This is a genomic window from Mycobacterium sp. (genome assembly GCF_035640695.1).
Lineage (GTDB): Bacteria > Actinomycetota > Actinomycetes > Mycobacteriales > Mycobacteriaceae > Mycobacterium.
In genome coordinates this window covers 49,087-61,771 of sequence record NZ_DASQVQ010000129.1, presented here as the reverse complement: position 1 = coordinate 61,771, position 12,685 = coordinate 49,087, and the positions used below count along the sequence as shown (strand labels likewise).

Here is a 12,685-nt window from a genome sequence, read left to right as displayed (position 1 = left end):
GCAACCTGGACGCGGCGTTGATGGCCTCCATCGGCTTCGGCAACACCGGCGCCGACATCTTCGAGCGCGGCGGGCCCTACCTGATCCGCGGCGCCCAAGACCTCATCCCCACCTCCCAGCTCCTCGACGAGTACAGCCCGGAACTGTTCTGCACCATCCGCAAGTTCCACAACCAGACCCCCAAGATCGCGGCATCCCTTGGGGGTAACGGCTACTCGCTGAAGGCCCATACGGAGCTCCTCGGGCCCGCCAATGCCTACGTGTATCCGGATAACCTGCCGCGGGTCAACGCCCACGGTGGTCCGGAGGGGCGGCCGGGTTGCTGGCAGGAGGTGACCCGGGATTTGTGGCCGGCGCCGTATCTGGTGGCGGACACCGGTGCGTCGATCGCCCCGTACAACCACCTCGGGCTGGCCTCGCCGTTCGGTTGCGCGGCGCTGCCGCCTTGCCTTCTCCCGATCGCCATTCCCACGGTGCCGGTCCCACTGGTCGCCGCGGTGCCGCTCTTCATCCCCGGCATCGAATACGTCTGGGGCCGTCAGTTCGGGGAGAACACGATTAACCCATGAAAATCACCGGAACAGTCGTCAAGGTCGCCGCCGTCTCACTGGTGCTGCTGTTTTTCACCGTGATGATCATCGTGGTGTTCGGTCAGATGCGCTTCGACCGCACCACCGGCTACTCGGCGATCTTCAGCAACGCCAGCGGTTTGCGCGACGGCCAGTTCGTCCGCGCCTCGGGCGTGGAGGTCGGCAAGGTTTCCAATGTGCAGCTGATCGACGGCGGCACCCGGGTGAAGGTCGACTTCAGCGTCGACCGAGGGCTGCCCTTGTATCAGGGCACCACCGCGTCGATCCGGTACCTGAACCTGATCGGCGAGCGCTACCTGGAGCTCAAGCGGGGCACCGACAACAGGCGGCTTTCCGCCGGCGGCACGATTCCGATCGAGCGCACCGAGCCGGCACTCGACCTGGACGCGCTCGTCGGTGGTTTCCGCCCGCTGTTCCGCGCGCTTGATCCGCAAAAGGTCAACAACATCGCGCAGGCGATCATCACGATCTTCCAAGGACAAGGCGGCACGATCAACGACATCCTCGACCAGAGCGCACAATTCACCTCCACTCTCGCCGAGCGGGACCAGGCGATCGGCGAGGTGATCAAGAATCTCAACACCGTGCTGGACACCACGGTCAAGCACCAGAAGGAGTTCGACGACACCATCAAGAACTTCGAGGTGCTGGTCACCGGTCTGAAGAACCGGGCCGATCCGATCGCGGACTCCACCGCCGCGATCAGCAATGCGGCGGGCACCGTTGCCGACCTGCTGGCCCAGAACCGGCCGCTGCTGCACGACACGCTCGGGCACCTGGAGACCATTCAGCAGCCGCTGGTCGACCAACGGGATGAGCTCAACGATCTGCTCACAAAGCTTCCGCAGTCGTTGAAGATCATCGGCCGGGCCGGCGGCATCTACGGTGACTTCTTCAACTTCTACGCCTGCGACATCTCGCTCAAGCTGAACGGCTTGCAGCCCGGCGGCCCGGTCCGCACCGTCAAGCTCACCACTCAGCCGTCGGGCAGGTGCACACCGCAATGAGGACGCTGGAGGGTTCGAACCGGGTTCGCAACGGGTTGATGGGCGTCATCATCCTGTTGCTGGTGGTCGCCGTTGGGCAGAGCTTCACCAGCGTGCCGATGCTGGTCGCGACGCCGACCTACTATGCGCAGTTCAAGGACGCCGGCGGCCTGCACCCCGGCGACAAGGTGCAGATCGCCGGCGTGAACGTCGGGGTGGTCCGCTCGATGGAGATCCAGGGCGACACGGTCGCCATCGGCTTCGGGCTGGGCAGCATGCAGATCGGCAAGGAGAGCCGGGCCGCGATTCGCACCGACACAATCCTGGGCCGCAAGAACTTGTCCATCGAGGACCGCGGCTCGCAGCCGCTGCGCGTCGGTCAAATGTTGCCGCTGGGCCAGACGACCACGCCCTACCAGATCTATGACGCGTTCTTCGACGTCACAAAGGCGGCCTCCGGCTGGGACATCGACACGGTGAAGCGATCGCTGAACACGCTGTCGGAAACCATCGACCAGACCTACCCGCATCTGAGCGCCGCGCTCGACGGTGTCAGGCGGTTCTCCGACACGATCGGCAAGCGCGACGAGCAGATCAGGCAGCTGCTGGCCAACGCCAACAAGATCGCCAAGATCCTCGGTGATCGGGGCGCGCAGATCAACGCATTGTTGGTCAACGCCCAGACGCTGCTGCATGCCATCAACGAGCGCGGCCAGGCGATCACGTACCTGCTGGAGAACGTGCAACGGTTCTCGGCCGAGGTGACGGGCTTCATCAACGAGAACCCGAACCTCAACCACGTGCTGGAACAGCTGCGCACGATCAGCGACATTCTGGTGCGACACAAGTTCGATCTGGCCGACGTGCTCACCTCGGTGGCCAAGTTCTCCGCGTCGCTGGGCGAGGCCATTGCGTCCGGCCCGTACTTCAAGGTGATGGTGGTCAACCTGCTGCCGTACACCATCCTGCAGCCGTTCGTCGACGCGGCGTTCAAGAAGCGCGGCATCGACCCCGAGAACTTCTGGCGCAGCGCCGGTCTGCCCGCGTTCCGGTGGCCGGACCCGAACGGCACGCGGCAACCGAACGGCGCACCACCGCCGGCGCCGACCCCGCTCGAGGGCACCCCGGAGCATCCGGGGCCAGCGGTGCCGCCCGGCTCGCCGTGCTCGTACACCCCGCCGGCCGACGGCCTGCCGCGGCCCGGCGACCCGCTGCCGTGCGCGGGCGCGACCGTCGGCCCGTTCGGCAACAACCCGTTCGGGCCCAACTACGGAACACCGGACGTGGCGACGTCGGCACCCAACCCGCTCGGGCCGCCGCCCGGTCCGGGCATGCCGATCGCCGGCATTCCCGGCGTGGCGCCGCCGGACGTTCCCGGCACGCCGGTGCCGCTGCCGCCGGCCCCGCCGGGCGCCCGCACCGAACCGCTTGGCCCGGTGTCCGGTCCGTACCCACCGCCAGTGGGTCCGCCGGCGCCGTTGCCCGGACCGCCGCCACCGGCCGGACCTGGCCCGAACCTGCCGCCGGCCGGGACGGCGCCGCTGCCCGGTAATCCGCCGTATCTGCCGCCGGGCTCACAAGAGGGAGTCGGTTAGCCGATGTCGACGATCTTCAACATCCGCAACATCAAGACGCCCAACGTCTCGCGCACGTCGGTGATCGTCATCAGCGTCATCGTGGTGCTCGGGATCATCGCCGCGATCGTGGGCTGGCAGCTGTATCGCAAGCTGACCAACAACTCCGTCGTCGCATACTTCCCGGAGGCGCTCGCGCTGTATCCGGGCGACAAGGTTCAGATCATGGGTGTGCAGGTCGGCGCGATCGATAAGATCGAGCCGGCCGGCGACAAGATGAAGGTGTCGTTCCATTACGCGAACAAGTTCAACGTTCCCGCGAACGCTACCGCGTCGATCCTGAACCCGACCCTGGTCGCGTCGCGCACGATTCAGCTGTCGCCGCCGTACACCGGCGGCCCGAAGATGAAGAGCGGCGCGGTCATTCCGATCGAGCGCACCCAGGTGCCGGTCGAGTGGGACGAGCTGCGTAACTCGATCAACCGGATTCTCACCGGTCTCGGCCCCACACCCGAACAGCCCAAGGGTCCGTTCGGCGACATCATCGAGTCGGCCGCCAACGGTTTCGCCGGCAAGGGCAAGCAAATCAACGAGTCGCTGAACGCGCTGTCGGAGGCGGCTACCACGCTCAACCAGGGCCGCGGTGACTTCTTCGCCATCACCCGCAGCCTGGCGTTGTTCGTGAACGCGCTGTATCAGAACGACAGGCAATTCGTCGCGTTGAACAACGACCTGTCCAGCTTCACCAACAAATTCACCAACACCGACCGCGAAGTCGCCAACACGCTGCGCGACCTGAACAACCTGCTGTCGACCACCCACCAGTTCGTCGACCGGAACGGTGAGGTGCTGGCCCACGACGTCAACAACCTCGCTGACGTGACCAACGCCATCCTGCAGCCCGAGCCGCGCAACGGTTTGGAGACCGGCTTGCACGTGTTCCCGAACCTGGGAGCCAACCTCGTCAACATCTCGCCCCCGGTGCCGGGCGGCATTGAGGCACTGCCGGCGGTGGTCAACTTCGCCAACCCAATGCAGTTCGTCTGCAGCGCGATTCAGGCCGGCAGCCGGCTGGGGTACCAGGAATCCGCCGAACTGTGCGCGCAGTACCTGGGACCGATCCTGGACGCGATCAAGTTCAACTACCCGCCGTTCGGCGTGAACGAGTTGATGACGGCCAGCACGCTGCCGAAGCTGGTGACCTATTCGGAGGAGCGGCTGCGACCGCCCGGGGGCTACAAGGACACCACGGTGCCCGGCATCTGGTCGCGCGACACGTTGTTCTCGCACGGCAACCACGAGCCGGGATGGATCGTCGCGCCCGGCATGCAGGGCATCCAGGTGAACCCGTTCACCGAGCGCATGCTGACCCCCGAGTCGCTGGCCGAACTGATGGGCGGCCCGAATATCGTTGCGCCGCCGGCGCCGCCCGCGTTCGGGGTGCCGCCCGGCGGGAACCTGCCCGGCTCGCCCAACGCGTATGACCAGAACAATCCGTTGCCGCCGCCGTGGTATCCGCAGCCGGGACCGCCGCCGGCTCCGGCACCCGGCGTGATACCCGGTGACCCGGGTGGCTCGGCAGTGCTGTCCGGACCGGCTCCGGTTCCGGGTCCGGCGGCGCCGGCCGCGCCGCCTCCGCCCGGCGGCTACCCGGCGGAGGCCGGCCGATGATGCCGATATTGAAACGGACTCCGTTGGGCCGCTGGGCATTCCGGGGCGCGGCGCTGCTGGTGGCTGCCGTCGTGTTGACATCCTGTGGCTGGCGGGGCATCGCCAACGTGCCGGTGCCCGGTGGCCCGGGCACTGGACCCAACAAGATGACCATCTACGTGCAGATGCCGGACACGCTGGCGCTCAACGCCAACAGCCGGGTCCGGGTGGCCGACGTCTTCGTCGGCAGCGTCCGCGCGATCCAGCTACGGAACTGGATCGCGACGCTGGTGCTGGATCTGCAGCCGGACGTCAAATTGCCGAAGAACGCGACCGCGGCGATCGGCCAGACCAGCCTGCTCGGCTCGCAGCATGTGGAATTGGCTTCGCCGCCGAACCCGTCACCCGAACCGCTGAAGAGCGGCGACACCATTCCGCTGAAGAACGCAACGGCGTTCCCGACGACCGAACGCGTGCTGGCCAGCCTCGCGACCATCCTGCGTGGCGGCGGCATCCCGAACCTCGAAGTGATCCAGAACGAACTCAACAACCTCGTGACGGGCCGCGCCGATCAGATCCGCGAGTTCCTCAATCGGCTCGACACTTTCACTGCCGAGATCAACAGGCAGCGCGACGACCTCACCCGCGCAATCGATTCCACCAACCGGTTGTTGAACATCGTTGCGCAGCGCAACGACACCATCGACCGCGTGTTGACCGAATTCCCGCCGCTGATAAAGCATTTCGCCGACACCCGGGACCTTTTCGCCGACGCGGTGGTGGCGCTGGGCCGGATCAGCCGGGCCGCTGACGCGGCGTTGGCGCCGACGAGTGACAACCTGCACACCAACCTGCAGTTGCTGCAACGCCCGCTCAAGCAGCTCGGCCGGGGGTCGCCGTATCTGATCGGTGCGCTGAAGCTGATCCTCACGGCCCCGTTCGCGATCGACAACGTGCCGAGGGTGATTCGGGGCGACTACATCAACGTGTCGCTGCTGATCGACCTGACGCTCAGCGCCATCGACAATGGCGTCTTCAGCGGCACCGGGGTCTCGGGCGGACTGCGTGCACTCGAGCAGTCCTGGGGCCGCAACCCCGACACCATGATCCCGGACGTGCGATTCACCCCGAACCCGCACGACGCGCCGGGTGGACCGCTGGTCGAAAGGGGTGAGTGAGCCGTGCTGACTCGCTTCATCAGGATCCAGCTGGTGCTGTTCACGATCCTCACGGTGATCGCTCTGGTGGTCCTGGGCTGGTATTACCTGTCGCTGCCGAGAGTGGCCGGCATCGGGCAGTACACGCTCCATGCCGACCTGCCGGCGTCGGGCGGCCTGTACAAGACCGCGAACGTGACGTATCGAGGCATCCAGATCGGCAAGGTCACCGATGTGCAACCGACCGAGCAGGGCGCGCGGGCGACGATGAGCATCAACTCGCGCTACAAGATCCCGGTCGATGCGACCGCGAACGTGCACTCCGTGTCGGCGGTCGGCGAGCAGTACCTCGATCTGGTGTCGACGGGTGCCCCGAACCAGTACTTCGCGAACGGGCAGACCATCACCAAGGGGACGGTGCCCAGTGAAGTCGGGCCCGCACTCGACGCCGCCAACCACGGGCTGGCGGTACTGCCCGCACAGAAGATTCCGCAGCTGCTCGACGAAACGTCGCAAGCCGTCGCAGGCTTGGGGCCGGGGTTGCAGCGGCTGGTCGATTCGACTCAGGCGATCGCCCACGACTTCAAGGACAACCTCAACCCAGTCAACGACATCGTGGCGAACAGCGGACCGATCCTGTCCAGCCAGGTGGAATCCGGCGACGCCATCCAGCGGTGGGCGGCCAACCTGAACACCATCGCGGCGCAGGCCGCCGAGCAGGATCAGGCGCTGCGCAGCGGGCTGCAGCAGGCGGCTCCCACCCTCGACGCGGTCAGCGGTGTGTTCAGTGATGTGCGCGAATCGCTGCCGCAGACGCTGGCCAACCTCGAAATCGTGATCGACATGCTCAAGCGCTACCACAAGGGCGTCGAGCAGGCGTTGGTGATCTTCCCGCAGGGCGCGTCGATCGCCGAAACCGCGACGTCGGTCTATCCCGGCGAGGGCCTGTTGCACCTGGGCCTGTCCATCAACCAGCCCCCGCCATGCCTGACCGGCTTCCTGCCCGCGTCCGAATGGCGGGCGCCGTCCGACACCAGCACCAGGCCGCTGCCGACGGGCACCTACTGCAAGATTCCGAAGGACTTCCAGGCCAATGTGGTGCGCGGTGCCCGCAACTACCCGTGCGCCGACGTGCCCGGAAAGCGCGCCGCGAGCCCGAACGAGTGCCACAGCAACGAGCCGTACATTCCGTTGGGCACCAACCCGTGGTACGGCGACCCGAACCAGATCCGGAACTGCCCCGCCCCGGCCGCCCGCTGTGACCAGCCCGTCGACCCCGGGAAGGTGATCCCGGCCCCGTCGATCAACAACGGAATGAACCCGTTGCCGGCCGACCAACTGCCCCAGCCGCCGCAGCCAATCAGCGACCCGCTGTCGCCGCCGCGGTCGGGTTCGGTGCAGTGCAGTGGACAACAACCCAACCCGTGCATCTACACTCCGGCACCAAGCCCTAGCGCGGTCTACAGCCCGCAGAGCGGACAAGTGGTGGCGCCCGACGGGACCAAGTTCACGGTCAGCAATTCGACGAATACAGGAGACGACGGATGGAAGGAGATGCTGGCGCCGCCGGCCGGCTGAACCCCACCGATGCCGATGCTTCGCCTGACGAGCCCGAAGAGGAAGTAGTCAGCGAAGCTGGCTCGTCCGAGGAGTCTGCAGACGTGGTCGCCGAGTCGCCGGCCGATCCGGTGCCCGAAACGGCATCCGCCCGCGGAGCGTCCCGGCTGGGTCGTAGTTGGCTGATCGGCATCTGCGCGGCGCTGCTATTGCTGAGCGCGGCGGTGGCGGCCGGCGGGTACTTGGCGCTGCGTGCCTACTCCAACAGCGCAGCCGATGCGCGGGCGGAGGCGCAGGCGGTGAAGGCGGCCGAGGAGTGCGTCGGGGCCATGCAGGCCCCGGACAGTGCCGCGATGGCGCAGGCTCAGCGCAAGATCATCGAATGCTCCACCGGCGACTTCGGGGTGCAGGCAACCATGTACAGCGGCATCCTGGTGGACGCCTATCAGGCCGCCAAGGTGCAGGTGCAGGTGTCCGACATGCGCGCGGCCGTGGAGCGGCACAACGACGACGGTTCGATTCAGGTGCTTGTCGCGATGCGGGTGAAGGTGACCAACTCCGAGACCGCCAACCAGGAGCAGGGTTACCGGTTGCGCGCGCAGTTGGCGCGGGCCGACGGCACCTACAAGATCAGCAAGCTCGAACAGGTGTCGTCTTGACGGCAGTGCTGGACGAGGCCGACGTGGCCGGCGACGCGCCGGTCACCCGGGAAGTTGTGACCGAGCCGCTGGCGTCGTGGCTGTCGCGTGCCGGCGCGTCGGCCGTCGACGTGCTGGCCCCGCTCGGTGTGGTGGCGACGGCGGCGCTGGTGGCGTTGTCGGCGACGCCCGCCGGCTGGTTGTGCTGGCTGTCGCTAGCGGCCGGCGGCGTGATGATCCTGCTGATGGGGATCAACCGGCTGATTCTGCCGACCACCATCGGGTGGAGCCTGGGCCGCGCGTTGGTCGGTATCCGGGTGCTGCGTCGCGACGGCTCGGCCGTGGGGCCGTGGCGGTTGCTGGCCCGGGATTTGGCCCATCTGCTCGACACGCTTTCGCTGTGCGTCGGATGGCTGTGGCCGCTGTGGGATTCGCGCAATAGGACGCTGGCGGATCTGCTGCTCCGCACCGAGGTGCGTCGCGTCGAGCCCCGACCCGCCAAGATTCGGCGACTGACCGGCGCCGTGCTGACGACGGCGGCCGTGGTAGCGCTGGTGCTGGCCGGCCTCGGGTATCTGGCGGTATACCGCCACGACCACGCGGTCGATCGGGCCCGCGCCCAAATCAGCGGCCAGGGCCCGAAGATGGTTGCCGAAATGCTGACGTACAACGCCGGCACCCTGAATGCGGATTTCGCGCATGCGCAGTCGCTGACCACCGATGGCTATCGGCCGCAGTTGGTCGCCCAGCAGGACGCGGTGAAGAAGCGGGCCCCGACCACCAACGAGTATTGGGCCGCGAACAGCGCGGTGCTGTCGGCGTCGCCGGATCGCGCGTCGATGCTGGTCATGTTGCAGGGTCAGCGGCTCGCCAGCCAGCAGCAGCAGCAGTTCATCAGCGCGACGGTCCGGGTCACCTTCGAGATGTCGCGTGCCGGCCAGTGGCGCGTCGCCGCCATGGACGTGTTGACCAAGCCGTATCCGCGCGGGAACGAGGCGCCCAAGTGAGCCCGCTGCGCAAGTTCGAGCCGGGGGCCGACGAACTCCTCAAAGAGGTTGCGCCCAAACCGCCGCTGCGCTGGCGGCTACCGGTCGTCATGTCGTTGGCCGCCCTGCTGATTGCCGGCGCGATTGCGGCGGGCAGCCTGCTGTTGGTATCGCATGAATCGCATCGCCGCGCCGAGATCAAGGATGTCGCGGTCCTCGGCTACGTGCGGGAATTCATGACCGAGTACACCTCGCTGGATCCGTTCCACGCCAACGACTATGCCGACAAGATCCTGGCGCAGGGCACCGGCGACTTCGCAAAGAGCTTCAAGGAGCGGGAGAACGAGATCCTCATTTCGGTCGCCAGGTCCGAGCCGACGAAGGGCACCGTCACCGAGGCCGGCGTGCAGAAGTGGAACGGCGACGGCAGCGCCAACGTGCTCGTCGCGATACAGAGCGCGACCACGTCGAGCGCCGACAAGAAGGTCACCGAGAGCGGAAGCCGTTGGCTCGCAACGGCGATCAAGGAAGGGCAGCAGTGGAAGATCAGCCAGCTGATGCAGGTGATCTGACGAAGGACAGCGCGGCACCCGCGCCTGCACCCCGCCGCGTCGGACGGCACCGGTGGTTCCGGCCCCGTCCGACGGTGACGCCTGCCGCCGAGACGACGACCGAGGCATCCGACCAGCCGGACGCCGAGGCATCCGACCAGCCCGACGCCGAGGCATCCGATCAGCCCGACGCCGAGGCATCCGATCAGCCGGACGCCGCGGAACCGGCGGCCGACGAAAAGCCGGCCCCGCCGACACCCAAACCCGTCACACGACTACTCGTCGCCGCGGTGGCCGCCGCCGTCGTGTTGTTCGTCGCGGCGGGAGCGTTCGCCGGTGCGATGCTGCAGCCCTACCTGGTCGACAAGGCGACGGTGAACGCCAAGCTGGACATCGCCCGCACGGCGGCCAGCGCGATCACCACGCTGTGGACGTACACCCCGGAAAACATGGACACGTTGGCGGATCGATCGGCGAAGTACCTGTCCGGCGACTTCGCAGACCAGTACCGCAAGTACATCGACGCGATCGCCCCGGTGAACAAGCAGGCCAAGGTGACCAACAACACCCAGGTCGTCGGCGCCGCGGTCGAGTCGCTGCAGGGCAAGGACGCCACCGCGGTCGTGTACACCAACACGACCAACTCCACCCCGCAGTCCAACAACATTCCCTCGCTGAAGTACCTGTCCTACCGGCTGACCATGCAGCGCAACGACTCGCGGTGGGTGATCACCAAGATGACGACGATTACGTCGGTGAACCTCACCCCCCAATTGGGCTAGCCGGCGGTCGGCGATGAGCGACCCGCTTCGGGTTGGCGCGGCGTTTCCCGACCCGCCGTTCAACGGGGCGGAAAACCACGGCGGCCTTGACATCTCGCTGATGGAAGCGGTAGCGGAAGCGCTGAGCCTCCGGGTCGAACTCATCCCGTACCGCCGCCCGGATTTCAATGGCATCTTCGACGAGCTCAACGCAGGCGCTTACGACTGCGTGACGGCACTGGCCGTCGACGTCGGTCGGCTGCCACATGTCAGAAGCATCGACGACCTCGAAGGCCTGACCATTGGGGTGCAGCGGGGCAACACCAGTCAGCCGATCGCGGAACAGCTGGTCGCGCAAGGCAGGGCGAAGGCGGTTCACGTCTACGACTACGGCGACATCCGCGCCGCGATCACCGATCTGACCACCGGCGGCTGCGACGCATTCATCAAACTCGCGCCGGTGCTGACCCAACTCGTCAAGCCGGTGGCGGGTGTCGAAGTCGTGCAACGGGGACTGTCCACCGAGCGCATCGCCACCGCGGTCCGCAGGTCCGACGACGATCTGCTCGCGTGGATCAACGCCGCGCAGGCGGGCCTGGAACGCACCGGCCGGCTCGGCGAACTGCGCGCCAAGTGGCTGGGCGCCTCGGAACTCGACCAGAGCGGTGCCGGCCAGAAAACCTGGGAGCAACCGTGATCCGGGTGCGTTCACCGGTCTCTCACCGGCTCACCGTCCTCGGGCTACTGTTGCTGACGCTTGCCACGGGGATCGTCGACTCGATCAGCATCCTCGTCTTCGGGCACGTGTTCGTCGCGAACATGACCGGGAACGTGATCTTCCTGGGGTTCTGGGCCGTACCGCATTCCGGGGTCGACATGACAGCCGGGCTGATGTCGTTCGCCGCGTTCGTGCTCGGTGCGGTGCTTGGTGGCCGGTTCGCCCGCCACTTCGACTACCGGGTGCGGCGATGGATCACCGCGGCGCTGGGGCTCGAAATCTTGATTCTGTTGACGCTGGCCGTTCTCGCCGGCGCCGGAGTGCTGGACTACCACGGAAAAACGAAGCTGGTGCTGGTGGTGGGACTGGCCATCACGTTCGGGATGCAAAACGCCACCGCGCGCCAGTTCGGCATCCAGGACGTCAGCACCACCGTGCTGACGTCGGCGATCGTCGGCATCGGTGTGGACAGCAAGTTCGCGGGCGGCAGCGGTGAGTACACCAGGATGCGCGTTGCGGCGGTGTTGACGATGTGCGCCGGCGCCGCGATCGGCGCGGCACTGTCGCGGGTCACCGTGGCCCCGGTGATTGCGTTGGCGGCCGCCGTCGTCGGCGCGGCCGCGGCGACGTTCCGCTTCGGGCCGCCGGTTCATCACGGCGACTAAAGTCGCGCCTATGCCATCTGTACTCGTCACGGGCGCCGCACGCGGCATCGGCCGGTCGATCGCCACCCACTTGGCCGCCGGCGGCTGGGACGTCATCGCGGGCGTCCGGAATGAGCAGGACGCCGCCGCCATCACGGCGGCGCATCCGCAGCGGATCTCGTCCGTGCTGCTCGACGTCACCGACCCTGAGCGGATTGCCGCGCTTGACAATTCGCTGCCGGAGCGCCTCGACGCGGTGGTCAACAATGCCGGGGTCGCCGTCGGCGGCCCGATCGAGGCGGTGCCGCCCGACGAACTGCGGCGGCAGTTCGAGGTCAATGTGTTCGGGCAGATCGCGGTCGTGCAGGCGGTGTTGCCGCGGCTGCGGAGATCGCGCGGCCGGGTCGTGTTCATCTCAAGTGTGAGCGGCAAGATTTCAACCCCGCTGACCGGCGCGTATGCGGCGTCGAAGTTCGCGATCGAGGCAATGGCCGACGCGCTGCGCGTGGAGCTCAAACCATGGAACATCGCGGTCGTGGTTGTCGAACCGGCACAGACCGATACGGATATGTGGCGGACCGCCGAGGCCCAGGCGGATGCGACTGCGGCGGCCATGTCGTCGGAGCACCGTGGCCTCTATGCACGGCACCTGACCGGTTACAAGAAGACGATTCCGATGTCGCAACGGCTGGCGGTGTCACCGGAGAAGGTTGCCAAGGTCGTTGAGGAAGCGTTGACGGCGCGGCGGCCTCGCGCCCGCTACGTCGTTGGTCTCGCACCAAGAGTGCAGGCGGCGCTGGTGCCGATTTTGCCTACAGTGCTGCGTGATTCGCTGCTGCGACGGGTCTCGGGCCAACCGGGGCGCGCGTAGCG

At 67.0% G+C, this 12,685-nt stretch carries 13 protein-coding genes; all 13 read left to right on the top strand.

Annotation, left to right across the window (positions count from 1 at the left end):
- On the top strand, positions 1-569 hold a 569-nt coding region (locus tag VE759_RS15090), incomplete at its 5' end, for an MCE family protein (RefSeq protein WP_324933808.1).
- Positions 566-1,597, top strand: a complete 1,032-nt coding sequence (locus VE759_RS15085; RefSeq protein WP_324933806.1) for an MlaD family protein — start codon at positions 566-568, stop codon at positions 1,595-1,597. The genes VE759_RS15090 and VE759_RS15085, both read left to right, overlap by 4 nt.
- Positions 1,594-3,171, top strand: coding sequence for an MCE family protein (locus tag VE759_RS15080; protein WP_324933804.1), 1,578 nt, complete (start codon positions 1,594-1,596; stop codon positions 3,169-3,171). The genes VE759_RS15085 and VE759_RS15080 overlap by 4 nt, the downstream gene beginning before the upstream one ends.
- A gap of 3 nt (positions 3,172-3,174) precedes the next feature.
- Positions 3,175-4,821, top strand: a complete 1,647-nt coding sequence (locus tag VE759_RS15075) for a virulence factor Mce family protein (RefSeq protein WP_324933802.1) — start codon at positions 3,175-3,177, stop codon at positions 4,819-4,821.
- Positions 4,818-5,978: a virulence factor Mce family protein gene (locus VE759_RS15070; RefSeq protein WP_414687923.1), complete on the top strand. Its 1,161-nt coding sequence runs from the start codon at positions 4,818-4,820 to the stop codon at positions 5,976-5,978. Before VE759_RS15075 ends, VE759_RS15070 begins: the two co-directional genes overlap by 4 nt.
- 3 nt (positions 5,979-5,981) lie before the next feature.
- Positions 5,982-7,535, top strand: a complete 1,554-nt coding sequence (locus VE759_RS15065) for an MCE family protein (RefSeq protein ID WP_324933799.1) — start codon at positions 5,982-5,984, stop codon at positions 7,533-7,535.
- On the top strand, positions 7,502-8,173 hold the full coding sequence (locus VE759_RS15060; protein ID WP_324933797.1) for a hypothetical protein: 672 nt from the start codon (positions 7,502-7,504) through the stop codon (positions 8,171-8,173). Before VE759_RS15065 ends, VE759_RS15060 begins: the two co-directional genes overlap by 34 nt.
- A gap of 23 nt (positions 8,174-8,196) precedes the next feature.
- Positions 8,197-9,159, top strand: a complete 963-nt coding sequence (locus tag VE759_RS15055) for an RDD family protein (protein WP_414687925.1) — start codon at positions 8,197-8,199, stop codon at positions 9,157-9,159.
- On the top strand, positions 9,156-9,710 hold the full coding sequence (locus VE759_RS15050; RefSeq protein WP_414687922.1) for a mammalian cell entry protein: 555 nt from the start codon (positions 9,156-9,158) through the stop codon (positions 9,708-9,710). Before VE759_RS15055 ends, VE759_RS15050 begins: the two co-directional genes overlap by 4 nt.
- Complete coding sequence (locus VE759_RS15045; RefSeq protein WP_324933795.1) at positions 9,677-10,471, top strand: hypothetical protein; 795 nt, start codon at positions 9,677-9,679, stop codon at positions 10,469-10,471. The genes VE759_RS15050 and VE759_RS15045 overlap by 34 nt, the downstream gene beginning before the upstream one ends.
- Before the next feature lie 13 nt (positions 10,472-10,484).
- Positions 10,485-11,147, top strand: a complete 663-nt coding sequence (locus VE759_RS15040; protein ID WP_324933793.1) for an ABC transporter substrate-binding protein — start codon at positions 10,485-10,487, stop codon at positions 11,145-11,147.
- Complete coding sequence (locus VE759_RS15035) at positions 11,147-11,833, top strand: YoaK family protein (protein WP_324933825.1); 687 nt, start codon at positions 11,147-11,149, stop codon at positions 11,831-11,833. Before VE759_RS15040 ends, VE759_RS15035 begins: the two co-directional genes overlap by 1 nt.
- Before the next feature lie 10 nt (positions 11,834-11,843).
- Entirely contained in the window at positions 11,844-12,683 is an 840-nt protein-coding gene (locus tag VE759_RS15030) for an SDR family oxidoreductase (RefSeq protein WP_324933791.1), read from the top strand.
- The last annotated feature ends 2 nt before the right edge of the window (positions 12,684-12,685 follow it).